Origin of the sequence: Sphingomonas sp., assembly GCF_019635455.1 — a bacterium.
Lineage (GTDB): Bacteria > Pseudomonadota > Alphaproteobacteria > Sphingomonadales > Sphingomonadaceae > Sphingomonas.
In genome coordinates, this window is record NZ_JAHBZJ010000003.1 from 45,619 (window position 1) to 69,481 (window position 23,863).

General features: G+C 66.2%; 27 protein-coding genes. 9 read left to right on the forward strand and 18 right to left on the reverse strand.

All coding sequences use genetic code 11. The features are described from left to right. Nucleotides 1-77: 77 nt before the first annotated feature. Complete coding sequence (gene ettA, locus KF783_RS04990) at nucleotides 78-1,757, forward strand: energy-dependent translational throttle protein EttA (RefSeq protein ID WP_294077053.1); 1,680 nt, start codon at nucleotides 78-80, stop codon at nucleotides 1,755-1,757. Nucleotides 1,758-1,811: 54 nt separating this feature from the next. Here ettA and KF783_RS04995 read toward each other — a convergent pair whose 3' ends face one another. From KF783_RS04995 to KF783_RS05015, 5 genes are all read right to left on the reverse strand, one after another. Continuing rightward, the gene (locus KF783_RS04995; protein WP_294077055.1) at nucleotides 1,812-2,318 is read right to left on the reverse strand and encodes a hypothetical protein; all 507 of its coding nucleotides are present in this window, start codon (nucleotides 2,316-2,318) and stop codon (nucleotides 1,812-1,814) included. A gap of 302 nt (nucleotides 2,319-2,620) precedes the next feature. Beyond that, entirely contained in the window at nucleotides 2,621-3,184 is a 564-nt protein-coding gene (locus KF783_RS05000) for a hypothetical protein (protein ID WP_294077057.1), read from the reverse strand. Between the two features lie 17 nt (nucleotides 3,185-3,201). Next, the gene (locus KF783_RS05005; RefSeq protein WP_294077059.1) at nucleotides 3,202-3,969 is read right to left on the reverse strand and encodes an RICIN domain-containing protein; all 768 of its coding nucleotides are present in this window, start codon (nucleotides 3,967-3,969) and stop codon (nucleotides 3,202-3,204) included. Nucleotides 3,970-3,994: 25 nt separating this feature from the next. Then, nucleotides 3,995-4,636 (reverse strand): hypothetical protein, encoded by a 642-nt coding sequence (locus KF783_RS05010; RefSeq protein WP_294077060.1) that lies wholly within the window; start codon nucleotides 4,634-4,636, stop codon nucleotides 3,995-3,997. Continuing rightward, nucleotides 4,633-5,073: a DUF3592 domain-containing protein gene (locus tag KF783_RS05015; RefSeq protein ID WP_294077061.1), complete on the reverse strand. Its 441-nt coding sequence runs from the start codon at nucleotides 5,071-5,073 to the stop codon at nucleotides 4,633-4,635. The genes KF783_RS05010 and KF783_RS05015 overlap by 4 nt, the downstream gene beginning before the upstream one ends. A gap of 188 nt (nucleotides 5,074-5,261) precedes the next feature. Between KF783_RS05015 and KF783_RS05020 the strand changes: the two genes are divergently transcribed. Next, complete coding sequence (locus KF783_RS05020) at nucleotides 5,262-6,386, forward strand: histidine kinase (protein WP_294077062.1); 1,125 nt, start codon at nucleotides 5,262-5,264, stop codon at nucleotides 6,384-6,386. After that, complete coding sequence (locus KF783_RS05025; RefSeq protein ID WP_294077064.1) at nucleotides 6,383-7,117, forward strand: LytTR family DNA-binding domain-containing protein; 735 nt, start codon at nucleotides 6,383-6,385, stop codon at nucleotides 7,115-7,117. Before KF783_RS05020 ends, KF783_RS05025 begins: the two co-directional genes overlap by 4 nt. Nucleotides 7,118-7,120: 3 nt before the next feature. Here the strand turns inward: KF783_RS05025 and nadA are convergent, their stop codons facing one another. The 9 genes from nadA to KF783_RS05070 form a co-directional block, all read right to left on the reverse strand. After that, the gene (gene nadA / locus KF783_RS05030; RefSeq protein ID WP_294077066.1) at nucleotides 7,121-8,119 is read right to left on the reverse strand and encodes a quinolinate synthase NadA; all 999 of its coding nucleotides are present in this window, start codon (nucleotides 8,117-8,119) and stop codon (nucleotides 7,121-7,123) included. Between the two features lie 250 nt (nucleotides 8,120-8,369). Further along, nucleotides 8,370-9,116 (reverse strand): DUF4230 domain-containing protein, encoded by a 747-nt coding sequence (locus KF783_RS05035; RefSeq protein WP_294077068.1) that lies wholly within the window; start codon nucleotides 9,114-9,116, stop codon nucleotides 8,370-8,372. Beyond that, nucleotides 9,098-9,955: an MBL fold metallo-hydrolase gene (locus KF783_RS05040; RefSeq protein ID WP_294077070.1), complete on the reverse strand. Its 858-nt coding sequence runs from the start codon at nucleotides 9,953-9,955 to the stop codon at nucleotides 9,098-9,100. Before KF783_RS05040 ends, KF783_RS05035 begins: the two co-directional genes overlap by 19 nt. Nucleotides 9,956-10,088: 133 nt before the next feature. Then, nucleotides 10,089-11,744, reverse strand: coding sequence for a M56 family metallopeptidase (locus tag KF783_RS05045; RefSeq protein WP_294077072.1), 1,656 nt, complete (start codon nucleotides 11,742-11,744; stop codon nucleotides 10,089-10,091). Beyond that, nucleotides 11,741-12,121, reverse strand: a complete 381-nt coding sequence (locus KF783_RS05050) for a BlaI/MecI/CopY family transcriptional regulator (RefSeq protein WP_294077074.1) — start codon at nucleotides 12,119-12,121, stop codon at nucleotides 11,741-11,743. Before KF783_RS05050 ends, KF783_RS05045 begins: the two co-directional genes overlap by 4 nt. 242 nt (nucleotides 12,122-12,363) lie before the next feature. Continuing rightward, nucleotides 12,364-13,719 carry a glycosyltransferase gene (locus KF783_RS05055; RefSeq protein WP_294077076.1) on the reverse strand — a complete coding sequence of 452 codons (1,356 nt, stop codon included), beginning with the start codon at nucleotides 13,717-13,719 and terminating at the stop codon, nucleotides 12,364-12,366. 34 nt (nucleotides 13,720-13,753) lie between these two features. Then, complete coding sequence (grxD, locus tag KF783_RS05060) at nucleotides 13,754-14,083, reverse strand: Grx4 family monothiol glutaredoxin (protein WP_294077078.1); 330 nt, start codon at nucleotides 14,081-14,083, stop codon at nucleotides 13,754-13,756. Between the two features lies 1 nt (nucleotide 14,084). Further along, nucleotides 14,085-14,327, reverse strand: coding sequence for a BolA family transcriptional regulator (locus KF783_RS05065; RefSeq protein ID WP_294077079.1), 243 nt, complete (start codon nucleotides 14,325-14,327; stop codon nucleotides 14,085-14,087). Between the two features lie 2 nt (nucleotides 14,328-14,329). Then, on the reverse strand, nucleotides 14,330-14,653 hold the full coding sequence (locus KF783_RS05070) for a DUF1476 domain-containing protein (RefSeq protein ID WP_294077081.1): 324 nt from the start codon (nucleotides 14,651-14,653) through the stop codon (nucleotides 14,330-14,332). Nucleotides 14,654-14,801: 148 nt separating this feature from the next. Here KF783_RS05070 and nadC point away from each other — a divergent pair, with 148 nt between their 5' ends. Together nadC and KF783_RS05080 are read left to right on the forward strand one after the other, a co-directional pair. After that, nucleotides 14,802-15,647, forward strand: a complete 846-nt coding sequence (gene nadC, locus KF783_RS05075) for a carboxylating nicotinate-nucleotide diphosphorylase (protein ID WP_294077083.1) — start codon at nucleotides 14,802-14,804, stop codon at nucleotides 15,645-15,647. A 40-nt stretch (nucleotides 15,648-15,687) separates the two neighbouring features. Next, entirely contained in the window at nucleotides 15,688-16,149 is a 462-nt protein-coding gene (locus tag KF783_RS05080; protein WP_294077084.1) for a hypothetical protein, read from the forward strand. Between the two features lie 15 nt (nucleotides 16,150-16,164). Here the strand turns inward: KF783_RS05080 and KF783_RS05085 are convergent, their stop codons facing one another. The 3 genes from KF783_RS05085 to KF783_RS05095 form a co-directional block, all read right to left on the reverse strand. Further along, the gene (locus KF783_RS05085; RefSeq protein ID WP_294077085.1) at nucleotides 16,165-16,593 is read right to left on the reverse strand and encodes a DUF4112 domain-containing protein; all 429 of its coding nucleotides are present in this window, start codon (nucleotides 16,591-16,593) and stop codon (nucleotides 16,165-16,167) included. A 12-nt stretch (nucleotides 16,594-16,605) separates the two neighbouring features. Next, the gene (locus KF783_RS05090; protein WP_294077087.1) at nucleotides 16,606-18,078 is read right to left on the reverse strand and encodes an ABC transporter substrate-binding protein; all 1,473 of its coding nucleotides are present in this window, start codon (nucleotides 18,076-18,078) and stop codon (nucleotides 16,606-16,608) included. Nucleotides 18,079-18,192: 114 nt separating this feature from the next. Then, nucleotides 18,193-19,512 carry a replication-associated recombination protein A gene (locus KF783_RS05095; RefSeq protein ID WP_294077089.1) on the reverse strand — a complete coding sequence of 440 codons (1,320 nt, stop codon included), beginning with the start codon at nucleotides 19,510-19,512 and terminating at the stop codon, nucleotides 18,193-18,195. A gap of 234 nt (nucleotides 19,513-19,746) precedes the next feature. On the opposite strand from KF783_RS05095, the gene KF783_RS05100 reads away from it, so the two are divergent. Next, nucleotides 19,747-20,199 (forward strand): PadR family transcriptional regulator, encoded by a 453-nt coding sequence (locus tag KF783_RS05100; RefSeq protein WP_294077091.1) that lies wholly within the window; start codon nucleotides 19,747-19,749, stop codon nucleotides 20,197-20,199. Next, nucleotides 20,196-20,519 carry a DUF2218 domain-containing protein gene (locus KF783_RS05105; RefSeq protein ID WP_294077093.1) on the forward strand — a complete coding sequence of 108 codons (324 nt, stop codon included), beginning with the start codon at nucleotides 20,196-20,198 and terminating at the stop codon, nucleotides 20,517-20,519. The genes KF783_RS05100 and KF783_RS05105 overlap by 4 nt, the downstream gene beginning before the upstream one ends. Here KF783_RS05105 and KF783_RS05110 read toward each other — a convergent pair. Further along, on the reverse strand, nucleotides 20,498-21,667 hold the full coding sequence (locus KF783_RS05110; RefSeq protein WP_294077095.1) for a glycosyltransferase family 1 protein: 1,170 nt from the start codon (nucleotides 21,665-21,667) through the stop codon (nucleotides 20,498-20,500). The two genes, KF783_RS05105 and KF783_RS05110, sit on opposite strands and share 22 nt — an antisense overlap. Nucleotides 21,668-21,731: 64 nt before the next feature. On the opposite strand from KF783_RS05110, the gene KF783_RS05115 reads away from it, so the two are divergent. Both KF783_RS05115 and radA read left to right on the forward strand, forming a co-directional pair. Next, nucleotides 21,732-22,427: a glutathione S-transferase N-terminal domain-containing protein gene (locus KF783_RS05115; protein WP_294077096.1), complete on the forward strand. Its 696-nt coding sequence runs from the start codon at nucleotides 21,732-21,734 to the stop codon at nucleotides 22,425-22,427. 39 nt (nucleotides 22,428-22,466) lie between these two features. Further along, nucleotides 22,467-23,837 carry a DNA repair protein RadA gene (gene radA / locus KF783_RS05120; protein WP_294077098.1) on the forward strand — a complete coding sequence of 457 codons (1,371 nt, stop codon included), beginning with the start codon at nucleotides 22,467-22,469 and terminating at the stop codon, nucleotides 23,835-23,837. Nucleotides 23,838-23,863 lie beyond the last annotated feature (26 nt).

Sequence of the window (23,863 nt, forward strand, 5' to 3'; positions counted from 1 at the left end):
TTGCCAATCGCCGGGTGCATCGCTACATGCCCGCCAACTTTCCCGCGCATCAATTTCGCAGATCGGAGACCCCGCACGTGGCCGCCCAATACGCCTTCGTGATGAAGGACATGACCAAGAGCTTCCCCGGCGCGCAGAAGCCGGTGCTGAGCAACATCAACCTGCAATTCTATCAGGGCGCAAAGATCGGGATCGTCGGCCCCAACGGCGCGGGCAAATCGACGCTGATGAAGATCATGGCGGGGATCGACACCGATTTTTCGGGCGAGGCATGGCCGGGCGAGAATATCACCGTCGGCTACCTGCCGCAGGAGCCGCAGCTCGACCCGAGCAAGACGGTGCTGGAAAACGTCAAGGACGGCGCGCGCGAGACGGCCGACATGGTCGAGCGGTTCAACGCGATCGCGGCGGAAATGGGCGATCCGCAGGACGATACCGATTTCGACGCGCTGATGGAGGAAATGGGCGAGTTGCAGGCCAAGATCGACGCGGTCGATGGCTGGACGCTCGACAACCAGCTTGAGGTCGCGATGGAGGCGTTGCGCTGCCCGCCGTCGGACTGGAGCGTCGAGAAGCTGTCGGGCGGTGAAAAGCGCCGCATCGCGCTGACCCGCCTGCTGATCCAGAAACCGTCGATCCTGCTGCTGGACGAGCCGACCAACCATCTGGATGCCGAGAGCGTCGAATGGCTCGAAAACCATCTGAAGGAATATCCCGGCGCGGTGCTGATGATCACCCACGACCGCTATTTCCTCGACAATGTCGTCGGCTGGATCCTTGAGCTCGATCGCGGGAAATATTTCCCGTACGAGGGCAATTACTCGACCTACCTGGAAAAGAAGGCCAAGCGCCTGGAGCAGGAGGACCGCGAGGCCACCGGCCGCCAGAAGGCGATCAAGGACGAGCTGGAGTGGATCCGCGCCGGTGTGAAGGGGCGCCAGACCAAGTCGAAGGCGCGTATTTCCAAGTTCGAACAGCTGGTCGAGGCGCAGGAGAACCGCACGCCGGGCAAGGCCCAGATCGTCATCCAGGTGCCGGAGCGGCTGGGCGGCAAGGTGATCGAGGCGAAGAACATCAGCAAGGCCTATGGCGACAAGCTGTTGTTCGAGGATCTGTCGTTCATGCTGCCCCCGGGCGGCATCGTCGGCGTGATCGGACCGAACGGCGCGGGCAAATCGACGCTGTTCAAGATGATCACCGGACAGGAAACGCCCGACAGCGGCGAGATCGATATCGGTTCGACCGTTCGCCTGGGCTATGTCGATCAGAGCCGCGATCACCTCGACGACAGCAAGAATGTCTGGGAGGAAATCTCCGACGGGCTCGATTACATGAAGGTCAACGGCCACGACCAGTCGACCCGCGCCTATGTCGGCGCGTTCAACTTCAAGGGCCAGGACCAGCAGAAGAATGTCGGCAAGCTCTCTGGCGGTGAGCGCAACCGCGTCAATATCGCCAAGATGCTGAAGCGCGGTGGCAACGTGCTGCTGCTCGACGAACCGACCAACGATCTCGACGTGGAAACGCTGGGCGCGCTGGAGGAAGCGATCGAGAATTTCGCGGGATGCGCGGTGGTGATCAGCCACGACCGCTTCTTCCTCGATCGCCTCGCGACGCATATCCTGGCGTTCGAAGGCGACAGCCATGTCGAATGGTTCGAAGGGAATTTCGAGGCGTATGAGGAGGACAAGCGCCGCCGCCTGGGTGATGCCGCTGACCGGCCTACGCGGTTGGCGTATAAGAAGCTGACGCGGTGAGTTTTGAATTGGCCGGATGCGGACGCGCGCATCCGGCCAATTCCCTTTGTCCGGTCAGGCGCTGGAAATCTGGCAGCCCCAGAAATCCATCACATTCTTTTCCGGGATGAACGGATTGGTCGAGGGGACATAGGTTTCCGGGCGAATCATGATCGATACGTCGCCGGTATCGACGGTGCGACGCGCGTTCAGGACGATGTGGCCGCCTTCTACCCGGATCTTGCCGCTTTGTGGCGCGCCGGCACCCGTGATGGTGAAATCGACGCTGTCATTCTGGCTGACACTGGCCAGACAATCGATGGCGTAGAAGACGTCTTTCTGCGCCTTCAGTGTGATGAAAACGCCACCCACCCAGCTTGCTGTTCCGATACCGATGAGCCGATAGGTGACGGTAGCCTGTCCGTTGAAACCGGGCGGAAGCGGATTTGGAACGATAACCTTGCCGTCGATGCGCATCGACCCGCGTCCGCTGACCGATTGCTGGGCGGGCGTCAGGCTGAACGCGCTTTTCAGATTGGGAATGACGCTGGCCGGCAGTGTTTTTGGCAGGCGCGCCCGCAACTGCGCGGGTGCCAGAAATTGTGGCACCGGCGGAACCCGTCGGGCGGCGGGGGGAGCCGGCCTGACGCTGGGCGTCACCTGCGGTTTGGGACTGGCTTGTAGTTGCGCATGAGCGGACGTAATCGCGGCGGTCGCGGCAGCGACGCCGACAAACAGGCAGTTGCGGGGCGAAACGAACATGACCCTATCCCTCCTTCATGGTTGATGGCGAAGGGATAGACGGGGGATTGACGGCGAACCGGACATCTCTCCGCCGGAAAAAGCGGCCGCCCCCCGTTCAGGTCGAGCGAGGAGTCGGGCAGTTACTGCGGCGCGTCGGGATCAACCCGCACCCATTTGGGAAGCAGGCGATACTGGCTGCCGCCGCAATTCGACGGATAGCTGTTGCTGCTCGCGACCTCGTTGCGCAGGATCACGCATAACCGCCAGTCGTCGGGGAGGCCCATGATCGAACCCAGAACGATGTCACCCGCCTTGAATGGCGGCCCTGAAACCGGCTGCGCGGCGGTCTGGGGCGTGGCCTGCCCGCCCGGTTTACGCGTGCTGACGTCGCGCGCGATGGTACGGGTATAGTTGCAACTCACCTCATATGCCCCCTTGAACACGGTCAGCACGGTGCAGGCTTTCCACATGCCGGGATTTTCCGCGTCGGCCACTTCCACCTTGTCATATTCGCGGAACGCCGGGGCGGCGGCGACGGGGGCCGCCTGTCCGGGGGGAGGAGCGACTGCGGCCGCCGGCGCTGCCATCTCTGGTGTCGGGATTGCCTGACCGCCTGGTGCGATCGGCGCGTCCGGTATGTCCTGGGCGGTGGCGGGAAGGGCGATCATGGCGACCGCGATCACGACTGCGGGAAGGCTGCGCATCGCGCCTCGCGCCGCCTTCACCGGAATTGTCCAGCGGCGATGACGCGCATGGAGGCGCCGTCATTTGCGATCAGATTGCCCGCGCCCCCGGCGACGATGCCCTGTGCGATCAGGTTGCCGGCCCCCCCGGCAACGATGTTTCCTGCCCCGCCAGCGACGATGTTTCCCGCGCCGCCGGCGACGATGTTACCGGCGCCCCCCGCGACAATGTTGTAGGGGCTTGGGCCGCTTGACGAGATCAGCGCCCGTCCTTCAAATCCACGCGACGTCAGCGGAGTGGCGACGCTGATGCGATAGGTGGCGCGGCCGCCGCTCGTCGCCTGATACCATTTCTGGTTCATGCCGCCATGGCAGCTCCAACCGACAACGCGCGCACCCGAACTGCGATTGCCGCCCTCGATATCGGCGCAGACACCGGCTTCGTTTCGAAGTGCGCCATTATAGTCCAGCGCCCAGCGCTGGTTAGGCGTATTGGCACATCGTGCCGCGACCAGCGGCTGGCCCTGCCCATTGGAGGCGAGGCAAGTCTGGTTGCCGAGCGAGATCATGCCGTAACTGCCTGTCACGAAGCGCCATCCCTGCGCACCGCGACTGGCGTTGCAGGCGGCGATCATGATGACGTTCCCATTGCCGACATCGAGGCAGCTTCCGGTCGCGTAGTAGCTGGCGATCGCCGGCATGCCGCCAGAAACCTGGACCGACACCTGTGCCATTGCGGGCAGGGGGAGGGCGACCGACAGGCATGCGATGGTGGCAGCCCCGACGATGACGATCTTGCGTTTCATAGCATGTGCTCCCGTCATTGGGCGCTCACCAGCGCCCGTTCAGCGATTTGGACTTGTTGAGGACGCAACGGATCGAACCCGTTTTCCCCTGCGCATTCAGCGGCTTGAAGTAGGTCGCCTCCTGTCGTTCGTAGCGGGTGCCGGCGAGCGGGCCGCTAGTCATGCGCAGGATGTTGCCGGTCATCGTGTAGGTACCGCGACCGCCGTTGAAGTCGCGATAGGAGCCGGGGCCGAATATGCCGAACATCAGCCCGGTCTGGGGCGATCCCATCACCATGCCGCCGATCGTGATCGGCGCGTCGCATTCATAGACGCCGACCGGGATCGGGCCTCCGGGGCCGGCCGCCGCCGCTGGGGGTGCCGTCGGCCGCTGAGAGGGCATGGAGGTGGCGCTCGCCCTCCGCAACGGGGCATCCGCGGCCAGTTTCCATATCGTGCCGTTGACCGCCCGGAAATAGCAGCGACCAAGGTTGTCGCGCGCGCCGCCGAGCGACACGACGCGGACCCAGCCCTTGTCATAGGAATATACGCTCCCCTGATAACTGTCGTGATATTCGAACACCGCGCCCGCCGGCGGGCAGGACGTCTGGGCGCGGGCCGCGATCGGGGTCACAGCGGCGAATGCAACGACGAACGCCGCGACGAAGTGCAGGATGAGGCGTTTCATTTCTCAAGCTCCAGGATGACGAGGACAAAGAGAAACAGGACAAGGACGGTCGCCGCGGCGACGCGCAGCGCGGTGGCGCTCCCCTTGCGTTCAAGTACGGAGTAGGCGGGCTTCAGCGGATCGTACCAGACCGGCACCATCGCATCGGGCGGGAAGCGGTCGAGGACCGCCCGGCAATCGCTCATGTTCAGGCTTTGCTGGACGAAGCTGAAGCGGTTGCCGCGATATCTGACGCCGCGAACCTCATAGGTGTAATCGATTCGCGGGGCGCGCGTGTTGCGCGTGCGGCGGATGCGGGCAGCGGTGACCCGGCCCTGCACGCTGGGCCAGTGTACGGATTCCCTGACCAGCCGATCGACCCGCTTCGCCGCGATCATCAGGATGGTTGCGATCAGCATCGCGGGCAGGATCAGAATAAACCAGGTCACCAGGTTCATCGCACGCCCCCTCCTTCCGGATCGGTCCTGAAGGGGCGGGGGCATGTCGCCAAGGCGTCGAACGGCGGGGGTGCGCATGGCTGCGACTGGCACGCCCCGTTGCGACGAACATGTCGTTTCATGCGACGGATTGTCGTGTGAAATATCGGCGATCCGAACTATTCCGTTTCGGGGAGGGAATGATCGCGATGGTAAGGCTGGATGAGGAGGTTTTCGGGCAGCCGCTGGTTCGCTTGCTGCTGGTGTTATGGGGCGTAGGATATGTTCAGGTCGATATCTCTGCCTGGCTCCTCGGACGCACCCCGCCCGGGATCATGTTCCTGACCAACCTGCCGCTGTACGTGATGGGCTTTGCCCTCTCGCTGTTCATGTGTTGGCTGATCACCGCGACCGTTGCCTGGAATCCGACCGTGCGGTGGCCGTTCCTTGGGCTGGTCATCGTCCTGATTGCCGCTCTGCATACTGCGGTGGATCTCCATTATCTGAAGCTGCTCTCGCTGACCCTTTTTCCGGACTGGCAGTCATGGGCGCTGAATGTCCGTGGGTTGCGCTACGGCATGGCCCTGATTCTCTACAGCTGGACCTATGTCCTGGCGGCGCTGATCCTGTGGGCATCGCGTGCGACCGATCAGGCGCGGTTCAACGCCGCCCGCGCCGCGGCATTCGAGGCTGCGGCGCTTCGGGCGGAGGCCGCGGCGTTGCGATTGCAGCTCAATCCCCATTTCCTGTTCAATACGCTAAACGGCATCGCTTCCCTGGTCGTCTCCCGTCATGAGGCCGAGGCAGAAGCGATGATCGACCGGCTCGCCGATTTCCTTCGTGCGTCGCTGGTCTCGGATCCGACCAGCAATGTGCCGCTTGCCGACGAGCTGGAAACCGTCCGTGCCTATCTCTCGATCGAGGAAGCGAGATTTCCGGAGCGGATGAGCGTGAGTTTCGCGGTCGATGAATCTGCGCGGAGCTGGCTGGTCCCGAACTTCATCCTTCAGCCGCTGATCGAGAATGCGGTGAAATATGGCGTCGCGCCATCGCGCCGGCCGGTACATGTCGAAGTTCGTGCCGATATCGAAGGGGTGATGCTGGTTCTGACGGTCGCAAATCGCGTGATCGACGGCAGCCCGCTTCCGCTCGCGCGCGCGTTCGCAAAACGGGGCGGGATCGGTTTGGCCAATACACGCCAACGTCTCGCTCTTGCCTATGAAGGCGGCGCATGGTTGACCACTGAGGCGGCACCCGATGGATTTCGCGCCAGCATCGGGCTGCCGAACCCGGCTCCGGCCACGCTCTCCGATCCGCAGGCTGAAACGCGATGAAGGCGGTCATCGCCGACGATGAGGCGCTGGCCCGCGCACTTTTGCGCGGTTTGCTTGCCGCACATTCGGATATCGAGATCGTCGGCGAAGCTGCGGACGGCGATACGTTGCTTGACGTGGTTCGCGAACATGGCGCCGACCTGGTGCTGACGGATATCGATATGCCCGGAATCGATGGCCTTGCCGCCGCGTCTCGTCTTTCGCACATCGGTGGGCCGGATATCATCTTCGTCACCGCCTATGACCGTTACGCGACGGCGGCATTCGATGTCGATGCGGTCGATTACCTGCTGAAACCGGTGCGTCGGCACAGGCTGGATTCGGCGCTGGACCGCGCGCGCCGACGCTGTGTCGCAAGGGCCGCGATGCCGGTCGGCAATGCCGAACCGCGGTCTGCGGAGGAGGGCGTGCTCTGGGTCCACACGCGCCACAAACTGGTTCGCGTGAACCTGGCCGAGATCGATCGCATCGAGGCTGCGGGCGATCACGTGTATCTGCACAGCGCTGAGCACACCTGGCTGCATCGCATTACGATGAAGGAGGTGGAGTCACTTTTGAACGGCGGCGATTTGCGCCGCGTTCATCGCTCGACCTTCGTGCGATTGGCGGCGATCCGTGCGGTCGATCGACGGGGACGTGGATTGACGCTCATCCTTGCCGACGGGGCCGAAGTTCCGGTCGGCCCGAACTATCGCACGGCACTTGCCGCCGTTTTTCCGCCGGCGGGCTAGATGTCAGTCCCCCGTCACCCTGAGCGGCCCGAGATCGCCTAGCCCGACCGTCCCGCTTGCCATCGCCAGCATCCGGTCGAGCGACTTTTTCGCCTTCAGCCGGATATCCTCGGCGATCTCGATGCGCGGTTCGAGGTCACGGAGCGCCACGTAGAGTTTCTCCAGCGTGTTGAGCGCCATGTAGGGGCAGATATTGCAGTTGCAGTTGCCGTCCGCGCCCGGCGCGCCGATGAAGGTTTTCTCCGGAACCGCCTTTTCCATCTGGTGGATGATGTGCGGTTCGGTCGCGACGATCATCGTGTCGCCGTCGAACTCCTTCGCGAAATTGAGGATGCCGCTGGTCGATCCGACATAATCGGCGTGATCGAGCACGTGCGGCGGGCATTCGGGGTGCGCGGCGACGGGGGCGTCGGGGTGCTGTGCCTTCAGCTTGAGCAGCTCGGTTTCGCTGAACGCCTCATGCACGATGCACACGCCCGGCCACAACAGCATGTCGCGGCCCATCTTGCGGTTGATATATCCGCCCAGATGCTTGTCGGGGCCGAAGATGATCTTCTGGTGCCTTGGGATCTGGCTCAGGATCTTTTCGGCGGACGAACTGGTGACGATGATGTCGCTGAGCGCCTTCACCTCGACCGAGCAGTTGATGTAGGTCAGCGCGATGTGATCGGGATGCTGCGCGCGGAACGCGGCGAACTGTTCGGGCGGACAACTGTCCTCCAGGCTGCACCCGGCATTCATGTCGGGCAGCACCACGACCTTGTCCGGCGAGAGGATCTTCGCGGTTTCGGCCATGAAGCGCACGCCGCAAAAGGCGATGACGTCCGCATCGGTCTCCGCCGCCTTGCGGCTGAGCTCCAGGCTGTCGCCGACGAAATCGGCGAGGTCCTGAATCTCCGGCTTCTGATAATAATGGGCGAGGATGACCGCATTGCGTTCCTTGCGCAGGCGATCGATCTCGGCGCGCACATCGACGCCGGCGAGGCTGTTGGGAGCGTTCATGCCGGTCACATGGACCCGCACGAACCGGCGATCAAGGGAGGTGTGCCGCGAACGGCCGTCCGGCCCCGGGCGTTCCGTCGATCGCCCAGTGCGCGACCGCATCGCCGACTGGGCTGACGGCGACCAGCTCGCCCGCCGCGAACGCGCGCGATCGTCGTCGAGCGCAACATGCGGTCGTGAGAAGTGGCCACGAGATCCGCCCCCGAACCTGCGATCGTGGGCGGGTATCACAGAACGCAGGCGACACGACCTATTTCTTCTGCGCCTGGCGCGTCTCGCGGTCCTTCATAACCTGTTCGATCGAGCGGGAGACGTCCCAGCGTTCGCGGTCCTGCGAGCTGCGTTCGTCGGGGAAATAGGCTTCGACGGTCACATCCATCCCGGCGGCGCGCAGCGGCATCGCGAAGCTGCGTTCGACCGCGCGGCGGGTCGCATCCTTGGCCAGCCGCATCGGGGTCGGCTCGCGCGCCTGGCGGATCAGTTCCTTTTGTCCCGCGGCGCGGTTGGCGGCGTCCAGCCGGTCTTCGCTGTCGGTCAGTGCCATGAGCACGCCGCCCTCGCCATATTCGCGGATGTTGTTGAGATCGACGTCCGGACCGACGACGTCGAGCGGGGGCAGGGCGATGGTGAGCTTCTTTGTCCCGGCGTCCCAGATCACGTCGCGCTGATTGAGTCGGCCCAGATCGACCTCGTAGCGGACCGAGCCGGGCATGATCATCGTCTTGCGCGCCGACAGGCCGAGGCGGGTCTGCGTCGTGGTGACGACCGCCACATAGCGCGCGGCAAAGGCCGACAGCCGGTTCTGCTCGCGCAGCCCTTGCAGGCTGGCGGCGGCGACCGTCACCGGGTCCGGCCCCCCGATCAGCCTGTCGACGGCGGCGCGGCCGACCACCCATGCGGTCACCCCCGCCGCCAGCGCCATCGCCAGCAGAACGCCCAGAAAGATGAGGCAGCCGCGGCCAAAGCCGCCGCCGCGCCTTACGCTGCCCTGGTCCATGTCTCTCCCTGTGCGCGGACAAGGCCGCGATTGCTGAGGTCGATAAGGTGCGCCAGGACCGATCGGCCTGCCGCGCCGGTGAGGCGGGGGTCGAGCCCGACATACATCCGCTCCACCATGTCGGGGATCTGATCGATCCGCTGGTCGAGCAGTCGCAGGATCTGCCCCTCGCGCTGGCGGCGGTGACCCATCATGCCGCGCACCAGCCGGCGCGGCGCGGTGACCGCCGGCCCGTGCGCGGGATAATAGACGCGGTCGTCGCGATCGAGCAGCCGCTGGAGGCTGTCCATATAGGCGCTCATGTCCCCGTCCGGAGGCGCGACGACGGTGGTCGACCAGCCCATGACGTGATCGCCGGTGAACAGCGCGCCGGTCTCTTCCAGCGCGAAACAGAGATGGTTCGATGTATGGCCGGGCGTCGCCACGGCATGCAGGGTCCAGCCATCGCCGCGAACGGCGTCACCATCGGCGAGGATGCCGTCGGGTGCGTAGTCGCGGTCGAACGCGGCGTCGGCGCGTGGGCCGTCATCGGCAAGCGCGAGCGGTGCGCAGCCGATGATCGGTGCGCCGGTCGCCGCCTTGAGCGCGCGGCTCGCGGGGCTGTGATCCCGGTGCGTATGGGTACACAGGATCGCGGTCACCGGCCGCTCGCCGATCGCCCGCATCAGCGCGTCGATATGCTCTGGCAGGTCCGGCCCGGGATCGATCACCGCAAGGTCGCGGGTGCCGACCAGATAGGTCTGGGTCCCCGAATAGGTGAAGGGCGAGGGATTGGCCGCCAGCACCCGCGTGACGAGCGGTTCCAGCGGGGTCGCGGTGCCGGTTGCCGGGTCGGTCATGGCGACGAGATGGCCGCTCGTGCCGCGCGAGGCAAGCCCGCAGCGAAACGGGCCGGCCGCAAAGGGGATGCGGCCGGCCCGGCGAACGCGGCTGGCGACGACGGGCGTGTCGCCGGCCGGCGTTCGGTTTGCCTCAGTCCTGCTCGGCCTGAAGTTCGCGGATCGCTTCGTCGATCCCGGTGAGCGCCTTGGCCTTCTGCGCGGCAGAGAGGGTGTCCTGCGCCTCGATCGACCGGCGCGCGAGCTTAAGGCCCATCAGCGCCTGACGCTTGCCCAGCTTCGCGCTGGCCACCGCCATCGCTTCGGCGCGCGGCGCGATCGCCATGGCGCGGCGCTCGGCCGACATCGCCCGCTCGGTCGCGACGGCGGCGCGCGCCTCGATCCGGTCTTCGCAGATGACGATGCGGCGGGTTTGTCCGTCCATGCGCTCGATCTTCAGCTGGCCATCCTTGGGGGCGCCGCATTTGCCGGACCGGACATCGACGCTGGCCGCCGGATCGGCGCCTTCGCTCCAGGACATGGGATCGCCGCCCTTGGCCGTGCCGACGATGCGGGTGATTTCCTTGCCATCCTTCTTTTCGACGATCACCACGCGCCGCTCGCTCTTTTTCGAAGCGGGAGGCGCGGCGGGCGCGACGGGAGCGACCGGCGCGACCGGCTGGCCGGGTGCGACCGCGGCGATCGGCGCGCGGGGGGCCGGGGCAGCCATCGGTGCGCGCGGAGCGGCCGGCGCTTCGGGAGCCGCCGGTGCCTGGATCCGGCTGACGTCGTCGCCAGCGGCCGCCGCCTGGGTTCCCGACGCGGTGAGCGCCAGCCCGGCAAGCGTGAGAACGGTGGCGCCGGCGATCCCGGCGGTGAGCCGCAGGCGCGACTTGTGATTGTGTTTCGACAGCATTTTCAACCTCCCTTTGAGTTCATTTATCGTGTGCAGATGGCAAGCCGCCGACACCGCGCCGCCATGCGCGGACTTGACGATCGCCCGGCCATAGGCGTGGCGCAGCGCGGGGGCGCGTCCGGCCAGGACCAGCGCGTCGCAGGCAAGCTCCTGATCGGCGCGGAACGCCCGGAATGCGCGCCATGCGACCGGATTGAACCAGTGAAGCGCGAGCGCCACCAGCGCGATCCAGTTCGCGATCAGGTCGCCACGCAGATGGTGGCCAAGTTCGTGCGCGAGCGCCAGGTTGCGCTCCAACGGGTCGTAGCGTTCGGAAAAATCGCGCGGAAAGGCGACGTATTTGCGCCAGATGCCGAATGCGAGCGGCCCGGTCGCCGCGTCGGTCTCGATCACGCGCACGCGCCCCTCCGCAACGGTCCGCTCGACCCGCGCGCGATGCAGCAGCCGGGCGCAAAAACAGCGGTGCGCGATCAGATGGTAGGCCAGAAAGGCGAGTGCGCCGATCCCCCAGAGCGCGGCCAGCAGGAGCGCGACGCTCGGCCCGTCGGCGACCGGTGTCGGCGGAACCGCCGCGAGATGCGCGGTACGGCCGGCAAGTTCGACCTGCGCCTGGAATATCGCGGTATCGACCGCCGATTGCGGGATCGTGTCGGTATTCAGAATGCCGAACATGACGCCCTCGCCATTCTGTGCGGAGCGGGCGAGGGGAGCGATCAAGTCGGTAAAGCGCCAGGTGCCGGGCAGCGGCGGCATTACCATGCGGATCACCGGGAGCAGCCACAACGCATAGGCGATGTTGGGGCCGAACTGACGCGCGACCGGGCGGCGGACCAGCAGGACGACCAGCATCAACAGCGTGGTCGCGACAAAGGTTTCGACGAGCCAGGCGATCATTGCTTGAGCTCCTTCAACAACGCCTCGATCTCGGCGATATCCTGATCGGTCAGCGCGTCGCGCTCGGCGAGGTGCGCGACCAGCGGGGTCAGCCTGCCGCCGAACAGACGGTCGATCAGGCGACGGGATTCGCCATCGACATAGTCGGCACGATCGACCAACGGCCGATAGCGATAGCGCCGGCCATCTTCCTCGGCGGCGATGATGTTCTTCGCGAGAAGCCGGCCAAGCAGCGTCTTGACGGTGTTCGCGCTCCAGCTGCGCGTCGGCGCGACGCGTTCGGACACGTCCTGTGCGGTGAGGGGGGATTCGTCCCAGAGCACCTCCATCACGGCATGCTCGGCCTCGCTGATCCGTTCGCTACTGCGCTCGCTCATGATTCTCCCTTTCGATTACAGGTGTAATCGTTACGACCACATCTGTAAACACGCGGCTGAACGCATTATGAACGGGGCCGCGCCGCGCGGGTCGGGCGCACGGGTCGGTGTCGGGCGATTTTACAGGGGCAGGGGCGGTTAGGGTTTCGCTAACGCTGATTTTCGCGGAAATCCGCCGATCGTGCGAAGTGGCACGCGGCCTGCAACGCTGTTCGCGCACCCGTTCACAAGCGTGTGATGCCTCAGGGGCGGGCGGCCACCTTTACCGGTCCAGGCTGCTCGCCCCGCCCCGCACCCCGATGACGATAGACCACCGGCGATCCGTCGCGGCGATGCCGCCGGCGGAAGATGCGCGCGCCGTCCTCCTCCAGCCGTTCGGCGGCGCGGGCGCGGGCCTGTGGGTAAATCTCGCCGAAAAGCCGTTCGAACGTGCGGTCCCAGCCATAGGCGCGGGTCACCATCGCGCGGGCGCGGGCGCCGACCAGGCGCGCGCCGCATTCCCACAGCCGCACCACATTTGCGGCCATCGCGTCGCTGTCATCGACGGGTCCGAGCAGGCCGAGCGACGGCGGTACCCGATCGGGCATCGCGCCGCTGGCGACGCCCACCACCGGCAGGCCGCACGCCTGTGCCTCCAGCACCGATATGCCGAATGTCTCGTCCGCCATCGCCGACACATAGATGTCCGACGAGGCGAGCGCGCGGGCAAGTTCGATCCGGTCCCGCTCGAATCCCGGAAACGCAATCGGCAGGTCGCGGGCGCGGCGCATCAGCGGTTCGCGCAGCTTGCCGTCGCCGATCATGACCATCGCGGCGCCGAGATCGGCGGGAAGCCGGCGAAACATCTCCACCAGCCGGTCGGCGCGCTTTTCATTGTCGATCCGGCCGGCATAGATCAGCAGGGGGCCGTCCCCGCTAAGGCCGAGTTCGGCGCGATACCGGCGGTCGCGCTTGTCGGGCGAGAACATCGTGGTATCGACGCCGAGCGGCAGGAGATCGGTCCGGGTCAGCTTTTTCCGCGCAAGGGTGCGGCGCGCATCCTCGCTGAGCGTGTAGACGCGATCGAACTCGCGATAGGTGATTTCGGCATAGCCATAGGCCAGCATCCGCATGAACCGCGCGGCCAGCGTTCCGGCGCCCGCCCGGGTCACGCGATAGACGTGCGCGTTCGGAAAATCGGTCCGATATCCCGCGACCAGGGTCGTGTCCGGGAAGTCGCGCCGGAAGTTGATGGCCGTCCACGGCAACACCCAGGGGCAGAGCGATTCGATGATATCCGGCCGATAATGTTCGAGCAGGTCGCGCACCGCTCCGGTCCGCAGGATGAACCGGTAGTTGGGACTGCCGCGCACCGGCTCCGCCCCCACCTCCGCAAAGATGTGACGCCCGTTGATCGTCACCCGGTCGTGGGGGCCGGGGACGATCTGAAGCAACTGATGCGGGGTGTGATTGAGCACATAGTCGCGCTTTTCGCGAAGATAGGTGCTGATGCCGCCGCCGCCCGCCGGCGAATAGCTCTGCGTCAGGTCGCAGATCAGCAGGGACGCGGCGTCCCGTGCCGCCGCACCGGGTGCGGCAGCGCGAGGCTGCATGAACATGGGGAATTCCTACGCTACTGAAAACTCACGGTGTTTACGCGCAGGCAACGCCCTTTTCCCCGAGAAGTTGCGCCAGTTCGCCGGATTCGTACATTTCCATCATGATGTCGGACCCGCCGACAAATTCGCCCTTCACATAAAGCTGGGGGATGGTCGGCCAGTCGGAAAAGCTCTTGATGCCCTGTCGAACCGCCTGATCCTGAAGCACATCGACGCTGTCGAATTCGACGCCGAGATGGCCGAGAATCGAGACCGCGCGGTTGGAAAAGCCGCATTGGGGAAACAGCGGCGTCCCCTTCATGAACAGCAGCACGTCGCTGCCATCGACCAGCGACTGGATTCGCGCCTGAATATCGTCCGTCATCTCATTCACCTCCGGCCGGTACGGCGGTGGTCAACTGGAGCGCGTGGAGCACGCCCCCCATCCGACCGCCGAGCGCGGCATATACTGCCTGATGCTGTTTGATACGGGGCAGCCCCCGAAAGGTTTCGCTTTCCACCCGCGCGGCATAATGATCGCCGTCGCCGGCCAGATCGGTGATTTCGATCCGGGCATCGGGAATCCCCTGCCGGATCAGCGTCTCGATCTCGTCCGCCGCCATCGGCATCGTCAGGTCGCCTCGATCATCTGGCGACGCGCTTCGACCGCCTGTTCCTGAAGCGCCTGGCGGACCGTGGCCTCGTCGATATCGACCCCGGCCGCGGTCAGGTCGCCGAGCAGCTTGCGGATCACGTCCTCGTCGCCCGCTTCCTCGAAATCGGCCTGCACCACCGCCTTGGCATAGGCGTCGGTTTCCTCGGCGGTCAGGTTCATCTTGGCCGCGGCCCACTGGCCGAGCAGGCGGTTGCGGCGCGCGGTGATCCGGAACGCCATGTCCTCGTCCCTCGCAAACTTGGCCTCGAACGCGCGTTCGCGGTCGTCGAAGGTCGTCATCCGTCATCACCCCTATGGTTGTTTCGCGGTTGAGATAGGTGCGCGACGCCGGTGTGGCAACGCCCGCGCGAAATCGGCGTGCGGCGGCTGTGCGATGGGGGCCGATCGGCTATAGCCCCCCGCAGACCTGGCGAAACGGGATGAGGATATGACCGGCTTTTCCCTCGATGGATTCGATCTGGACGCATTCGTGGCCGCGACCCTGGCGGAGGATGTCGGGTCCGGGGACGTCACGTCGTTGGCCGTGATCCCCGCCGACGCGCAGTTTGTCGGCGTGATGGACAGCCGCGACGCGGTGACGGTGGCGGGGCTGCCCATCGCGGCGGCGTTCTTTCGCGCGCTCGATCCCGGAGTCGAAATCGACATTCTGGCGGGGGAGGGCGCGCAGGTCGGTGCCGGCGCGGACCTGATGCGCCTTCGCGGCAATGCGCGCGCGCTGCTGACCGCCGAGCGCGCGGCGCTGAACACCGTCCAGCACCTGTCGGGTATCGCAACGCTCACGCGGCGCTATGTCGATGCGATCGCGGGGACGGGAGCGACGCTGCTCGATACCCGAAAGACCATTCCCGGACTGCGCCGGCTGGAGAAATATGCGACACGGATGGGCGGCGCGCAGAACCATCGCATGGGGTTGTGGGACGCGGCGATGATCAAGGACAATCACGTCGCCGTCGCCGGATCGGTGGAAGAAGCCGTGCGGCGTGCGGTGACCGCCAGAATCGATCGCATCATCGTCGAGGTGGACCGTGTCGATCAGATCGAGCCGGCGCTGGCCGCCGGCGCCACCCATCTGCTGCTCGACAACATGAATCCGCCGACGCTGCGCGGCGCGGTCACGCTGGTCGGCGGGCGCGTGCCGACCGAAGCGTCGGGCGGCGTCCGGCTCGACACGATCCGCGCGATCGCCGAAACCGGCGTCACCTTCGTCAGCGTGGGACGATTGACCCAGTCCGCCCCGGCCGCCGACATCGGACTGGACTTTGCCGCCGCTTGAGGTGAAGACCACGCTGAAATTCCGGGGGAGGAACGGCAACATGCGTCCCATATCGATCGTGCGGTTCGAACTGGCCTATCTGGCGAGCATCGTGGTCTGGCTGGCGGGCATTCCGATCCTGTGGTCGGTGTGGATCCGGACGCTGGAGGCGCAGCCCGGCTTCGCCGGCAATGCCCAGATGATGGACGTGGCGCGGATGATTCTGATCGGCGTTCTGGCGCTGATGCTGCTGATCTCGCTGGCGCTATGGTATTTCACGGCGCGCCGGGCGAGCACGGTGGGCAAATGGATCGTCACGATCCTGTTCGCACTGTCGGTGTTGCGACTGCCGCTGCTGGTCAGGAGCATTGCCGTATCGGGGAATGTGAGCGTCGGGCTGAACATCATCGGCATCGCGCTGACCGGCTATGCCGTCTGGATGCTCTTTCGGCCCGATGCGCAGGCATGGTTCGCGGGCAGCCGGACGCCCGCCGACGAACCGGCAGAAAACGCCGAAATCTGATCGCCGCGAACGCCGCTACCGATCGATCGTCACCGTAGAGGGATGGTGGCGATCAAGGTGGCGGCGGATCATCCGCAGGTTGCGCGAGTTCGATCGGAAGAAGAAGTCCGGGATGATGCCGATCCCTGGAATGAGGCCCAGCAGCCAGTCGATCCCGACATTGCCCGCCATTCGCCAGAAGGTCGATTTGGGCATGCCGAGATTGCGGGCCTCCCACGCCATATAGAGGCCGAAGGCGGCTCCGATGAAGCTACCGCCGACCGGGATCAGATCGAGGATCACGTCGAGGCCGAACCGCTGATTGGTTCCGGGAATGACGAAGCTGCGTTCGAGCAGCTTTTCCATCGCCTCGACCCGGCGGCGGACCGAGGCGGCGTCGTTGCCGACGGGAAGCTTGCCAGCCATCTGCGCCATGTTGGCGTGCATCCGTGTCGCTTTCGCCATTTCGCCTTCTCCCTATCGACCCGGGCGCCGCAGATGCGTCAACGGATGCCATGCCCGGCTGTTCCCCTGCCACGCCTCCAGCCGCAGCGCGACCAGCGACCAGCGGAGCGGCTGGGCGATCGGAATATAGGGGGTGTCCTGCGCCATCGCCAGTTCGGCCGCGGCGATGCGGCTGGCGCGTTCGGGGAGCGAGGGGGCGTCGCGCGCGGCGGTGATCGCGGCCATCACCGGTTCGGCGCACAGACCGCATGCGGTGACCAGATACCATCGGCCGCTGTCATAGGGCGCGACCGCATCGACGATGCGCAGATCGGCGTCCGCATCCTCGTCCACCCACACCGGCAGCAGCCCGATATCGCGCAGGTCGCTCGCGATCCGGCTCCAGAGCAGCACCACGCCCGGACTGCGGGTCAGCGCCACCCGGATCGTCAGCGGGGTATCGGGATTGGCGGCGTGATAGATCGCGACCCGGTTCCGCGCGGCGATCCGGCGCGCATCCAGATCGAGCGATTGCCACGCCGGCGGCGTGGGATCGCGGCTTGAATCGAGCCGCGCGGGCAGCATCGTTTCAACCGGTTGCCAGTCCGGACGGAACAGCGCGGTAAGGGTCGCCCGGTCGATCGCCATGGCAAGCGCGGCGCGATTCTCCCGCGCAGACAGAAAGCCTTCGCGTGACACGATGGCGAGGCCGAACAGCCCCGCCGCCGGATCGACCCGGACATTGGCCGGTGCGACGTCGGCATGGGCGAGCAGTGGCCAGTCGCGAAACGTGCCGCCCAGCAAAAGGTCGGAGCGGCGGGCGGCGAACCGGGCCACCGCCAGCGCCGCCCGCTCCCCGCGCAGGCGGACCGTGTCGGCCTCGCCCTGGACCTCCGCCGGCTCGTCGTCGTCGGGATCGGCATTTACCGGGGGACGCAACAGCAGTTCGCCCGCCATCGACCGCGCGACGCGCAGCGGACCGGTTCCGGCGAGCACGGGGCGGCGAAGGATCGCCATTTCCGGCTGGGCGAAGAGCTTCAGCAGGTCGGGGCGGGGCTGTTTCAGCCGCACCTCGACCACCTGGGGGGTCATTTCGACAATTTCATCGATGACCGCGAGAAACGGGGAGAGCGTGACCCGGCTTTGCGCCGCGACCGTGCGGCGGAGGCTGTCGACCACGTCGCGGGCGCGGATTCGGGTGCCGTCGGGCCAACTGGCGTCCTCAAGCCGAAAGATGTAGCTGCGTCCCCCGTCGATGACGATCCAGCGTTCGGCAAGGCCCGGCTCGATCCCGCCATTCGCGTCGAAACGGACCAGCCCCTGGGCGATGGCGTCGGCGGTCAGCCGCTCGGCGGGGTCGAGCGGACCGCGCGTCGGATCGGCGAGTTTCGCGGTGCCGCCAATCACGCTGACCGTCACCGCCACATCGTCCGGCCGCCGGTCACACCCGCCGGACGCGACCAGCATCGCAAGCGCGGAAATGGCGGCGAACGGGCGGATCGGCATCGCACGATGCTAAAGCAGATCGCCGATTACAATGAAAGCGGCTGGCGGGCTTTCGCGCGGCATTTGGCGGCCGTCCTGCCTGCCTGCCTGCCTGCCCGGCGCGTGGCGATCACTCTATCCGCGGTCGGTACGCCGCCGTTCGTCCCACCAGGCCATCCGCTCGGCGATGCGTTTTTCGACCCCCCGGTCGGTCGGTTCGTAGAAGGATTGGGGCGTCATCTCCTCCGGCCAGTAATTGGCGCCGGAAAACCCGCCCTCCGCATCATGGTCATAGGCATAGCCCTTGCCATAGCCGATGTCCTTCATCAGCTTTGTCGGGGCGTTCAGGATGTTCTGCGGCGGCATCAGCGATCCGGTGTCCTTCGCCGCCCGCCATGCCGCCTTCATCGCCCGATATGCCGCATTCGATTTGGGAGCGGTCGCGCAATAGAGACACGCCTGGACGATCGCCAGTTCGCCCTCGGGACTGCCCAGAAATTCATAGGCGTCCTTCGCGGCTAGGCACTGGGCGAGCGCCTGGGGATCGGCGAGGCCGATATCCTCGCTGGCGAAGCGCGTGATGCGGCGCAGGACGTAGAGCGGCTCCTCGCCCGCGACCAGCATCCGCGCGAGATAATAGAGCGCGGCCTGCGGATCGGACCCGCGCATTGATTTGTGAAGCGCGGAGATGAGGTTGTAATGCCCCTCCCGATCCTTGTCGTACACGGCGACCCGGCGCTGAAGGAACGCGCCCAGCGCCGTCGGATCGAGCGGTGCGTCAAACGTGACCGAGAACAGCGTCTCTGCCTGGTTGAGCAGGAAGCGTCCGTCTCCGTCGGCGCTGGCGACCAGTGCGTCGCGCGCGTCCGGCGTCAGCGGCAGGGGGCGCCCTTCCAACGCCTCCGCGCGGTCGAGCAACTGACCCAGCGCACCGTGATCGAGCCGGCGCAGGATGAGCACCTGGGCGCGGCTGAGCAGTGCGGCGTTCAGTTCGAACGACGGATTTTCGGTCGTCGCGCCGACCAGCGTCACCGTCCCGTCCTCGACAAAGGGAAGGAATCCGTCCTGCTGCGATCGGTTGAAGCGGTGGATTTCGTCAACGAACAACAGGGTGCGGGTGCCGATCCGGGCATGTTCGCGCGCTTCCGCGAAGACCTTTTTCAGGTCGGCGACGCCGGAAAAGACCGCGCTGATCGCGACGAAGCGCAGGCCGACCGCGTCCGCGAGCAGGCGCGCGGTGGTCGTCTTCCCCGTTCCCGGTGGCCCCCACAGGATGATCGAGGACAGGCGCCCGGCCGCCACCATTCGCCCGATCGCGCCCTCCGGCCCGGTCAGATGGTCTTGCCCGACGATCGCGTCGAGCCGGCGCGGCCGGAGCCGGTCGGCGAGCGGACCGTCAGCGGCATGCGCATCGGAAGCGGGGGCGGGGTCCAGCCCGCCGAACAGGTCGGCCATGCCGAACGATATAGGAACTGGAAAATGTTTCGCGAAGCGGCTTGTCAAAATCTGTCTACGATATATCTTAGTGCAATCGTAACTCGATCACGAAAGGTATATATGTTTCGAGGACATCATCGCGGACACGGTCCGCATTTCGCTGGCGGCCATGGGCGCCGCCAATGGGGACCCTTCACCGTCGAATGGGACGTACGCGGCGATGTCGGCGGTGGCGGGCGGGGTCGACGGCGCATGTTCGCCGGCGACGAATTGCGGCTGGTTCTGCTCAAGCTGATCGAGGAGGCGCCGCGCCACGGCTATGACCTGATCCGCGAAATCGAAACGCGGACCGGGGGCGCCTATGCGCCCAGCCCGGGCGTCGTCTATCCCACGCTGACCATGCTGGCCGATATGGACCTGATCGCCGAGCAGGCGAGCGAGGATACCAAGAAGGTGTTCGCCGCCACCACCGCCGGCCAGTCGCACCTGACCGAGCGCGAGGAAGAGGTCGAGGCGCTGATGGAGCGGCTCGAGGCAATCGGCAGGATGCGCTCGCGCAGCCAGGGCAGCCCCGTCCGGCGGGCGATGGGCAATCTTCGCACCGTGCTCCAGCACAGGCTGGGCGAGGGCGAGGTGTCGCAGGAAACGCTCCACGCGGTCGCCGAGATCATCGACGACGCCGCACGCCGGATCGAACGGTTGTGAGCGCGGTCGTCGCAACCGGCTTCGCACCGACGGCGCACGCCAGCCGTTACCTGCAACAGCTGTGCAAGCACTGGGAGCACAATCTGAAGGTCACCTTCGATGCCGGCCATGGCACGATCACCTTCCCGCGCGACGCGCGCGGGGCGGACTGGCCCGCGGACGGGCTGGTCACGCTCGACGCAAGGGCGGACGGGCTGGCGATCCGGATCGACGCCTCCGCGCCGGGACAGGTCGAGGGGCTGAAAGGCGCGGTCGAACGTCATGTCGATCGCTTCGCGTTTCGCGAGGCGCCGCTGGCCTATCGGTGGGAGGCGACCTGAGGATCGCGCGCGTCCATCACCTCAAGATAGGCGTCGAGCGCGGCCTGATTGATGCGCGGCCAGACATGGTCGCGCATCTTCAGGTGTCCGGCCTCGCCCGCCGCGCGGCGTAGCGCCGGGTCGCGGGCGAAACGCTCGATCGCGTCGGCATAGGCGGTCACGTCGCGCGGCGGCACCAGGAAGCCCGTCACGCCCTCCTCGACCAGATCGGTCGCGCCGGTCGCGCGGGCGGCCACGACGGGAACCCCGCAGGCCATCGCTTCGGAGGTGACGTTGCCGAACGCCTCCGTCACGGATGGATTGAAGAACACGTCCATCGACGCGACCGCGCGGCCCAGCGAATCGCCCGACTGAAACCCGGTGAAGATGGCGTCCGGGACGCGATCGGCGAACCATTGGCGCGCCGGCCCCTCGCCGATCACCAGCACCTTGTGCGGAACCCCGCGCCGCGCGAGTTCGCGCACCACATCGGCAAAGATGTCGAGCCCCTTTTCCAGCACGAGCCGGCCAAGAAACCCGATCGCGGCGACATCTTCGGCAATGCCAAGGGACCGCCGCCATTCGGCGTCGCGACGTTGCGGATTGAACCGGGCGTGGTCCACCCCGCGCGTCCAGGTGCGAACCGGGGTATCGACGCCCCAGGAGCGGATGAGGTCGGTGATCGACTGACCCGGCACCAGGATGCGATCGACGCTGTTGTAGAAGCGGGTGAGGCGGCGGATCAGCCACGGCTCGACGAACCCCAGGCGGTAATAGCGGGGATAGGTTTCGAACCGGGTGTGGAACGATGCGACGCTGGGCAATCCGCGTTCCCGCGCCCAGGCGACGGCAGCGTGGCCCAGAAATTCCGGCGCGGACACATGGACGAGGTTGGGCGCGAAGCGCGTCAGATCGTCGCGGACCGATTTCGCCATGCCAAGCGCGAACTTATACTCGCCGCGTCCGCCCGGGACGCGCAGCGCCGGCACGCTGACCAGATCGCCCTGGGGCTCGAACGCCGGGGTGTCGGTGGTGGGCGAATAGACGCGCACCTGCACGCCCGCATCGAGCAGGTGGCGGACGAGCTTGTTCAGCGCCTGGTTCGCGCCGTCGCGAACGTAATTGTAATTCCCGCTGAACAGCGCGACGCGAAGGTCGGTCGGTTCCATGGCGCGGGCCATAGCGATGCGAATGCGGCGTGACTATGTCTGCCGCAGCCAAAGGAGGCCGCGCATGACCGACCTGTCCGCCTATCCGATCACCACCCGCTGGCCCGCTACCCATCCCGACCGCATCCAGCTTTATTCGCTCAACACGCCCAATGGCGTGAAGGTCGGCATCATGCTCGAGGAAACGGGATTGCCCTATGAGGCGCATCTGATCGATTTTGCGACCGACGATCAGAAGACCCGCGAATTCCTGAGCCTGAACCCGAACGGAAAGATTCCGGCGATCATCGATCCCGCCGGACCCGACGGTCGCCCGCATGCCCTGTTCGAAAGCGGTGCGATCCTGATCTACCTCGCCGACAAGACGGGGGCGTTTCTCGACCCCGCGCAGCGTTACGAGACATTGTCATGGGTGATGTGGCAGATGGGCGGGATCGGGCCGATGTTCGGCCAGATCGGCTATTTCCACAAATTCGCCGGACGTGAGATCGCCGACAAGCGTCCGCTGCAACGCTATGTCGATGAATCCCGGCGCCTGCTCGGCGTGCTCGATGCGCGGCTGGCGGATCGCGACTGGATCATGGGCGATTATTCGATCGCCGACATCGCCACATTGGGCTGGGTCAGGAATCTGATCGGTTTTTATGGCGCGGGCAACCTTGTCGCGTTCACGGAGTTTGCGAATGTCGCGCGCTGGCTTGAGCGCGGGCTGGCGCGGCCGGGGGTGGAACGGGGGCTGAAAGTCACGTCGAAGGATTAAGATGTTCCCCAATCGTTCCGTTGCTGCTAAGCGCGGGAGATGGCCAAGCCCCAGAAGCGCTATGTGTGTCAGCAATGCGGATCGGTCGCGCACCGATGGGCGGGGCAATGCGGCGATTGCGGAGAATGGAACACGCTGGTCGAGGATGCCGGCGCGGTCGTGACGCCGTTTCAGGCGAAGCATAACCTGCAAGGCGGGGGGCGGATGATCGCCCTGTCCGGCCTTGACGCCGATGTGCCGCTGCCGGCGCGTATGGCGACCGGCATCGCCGAACTCGACCGCGCGCTTGGCGGCGGCTTTGTCGAGGCGAGCGCGACGCTGATCGGCGGCGACCCGGGGATCGGCAAGTCGACGCTGCTGCTACAGGCGGCGGCGAAGATGGCGTTGCGCGGCCTGCGCGTCGCCTATGTATCGGGGGAGGAGGCGGCGGATCAGGTGCGGCTGCGGGCGCGGCGGCTGGGTCTGGGCGGCGCGCCGGTACAGCTTGCCGCCGCGACGTCCGTGCGCGACATCCTGACGACGATCAGCGCGGGATCGCCGCCGGCGCTGCTCATCATCGATTCGATTCAGACGATGCACAGCGACCTGATCGAGGGCGCGCCCGGCACGGTAAGCCAGGTGCGCGCATCGGCACAGGAACTGATCCGCTTTGCCAAGGAGCGCGGCACCGCGCTGGTGCTGGTTGGCCATGTGACCAAGGATGGCGCGCTCGCCGGGCCGCGCGTGCTCGAACATATGGTCGATACCGTGCTGGCGTTCGAGGGGGAGCGCAGCCACCAGTATCGCATCCTGCGCGCGGTAAAGAACCGCTTTGGCGGCACGGACGAGATCGGCGTGTTCGCGATGGAGGCGGAAGGGTTGAGCGAGGTGGGCAATCCATCCTCGCTGTTCCTTACCAATCGGGATGAGAGCGTGACCGGGACTGTCGTCTTCCCGGCGCTGGAGGGGACGCGGCCCGTACTGGTCGAGATTCAGGCGCTGGTGGTGCGGCTCGCCAGCGGAGCGACGCCGCGCCGCGCGGTGGTCGGGTGGGACAGCGGGCGCCTGGCGATGATCCTGGCGGTGCTGGAGGCGCGATGCGGTCTCAGCTTTTCGACCAGCGAGGTGTATCTGAACATCGCCGGCGGCTATCGCGTGCAGGATCCGGCGGCCGACCTTGCGGTGGCGGCCGCGCTGGTGTCGGCGCTGGCCGAACGGCCGGTGCCGGCCGACGCGGTGACGTTCGGCGAGATCGCGCTGTCGGGGGAGGTGCGCCCGGTGGCGCACGGTGCGCTTCGGCTGAAGGAGGCGGGCAAGCTGGGTTTCGGTCGGGCGCTCGTGCCGGCCGCGCAGGCGAAGGAAGGGGCGGTGGCGCTGACCGGCTTTCGCAATCTGGGCGGCTTTGTCGATCACATGCTGGGGCGTGGATAGGGGTGTTGTCGTGGAACTGAATCTGG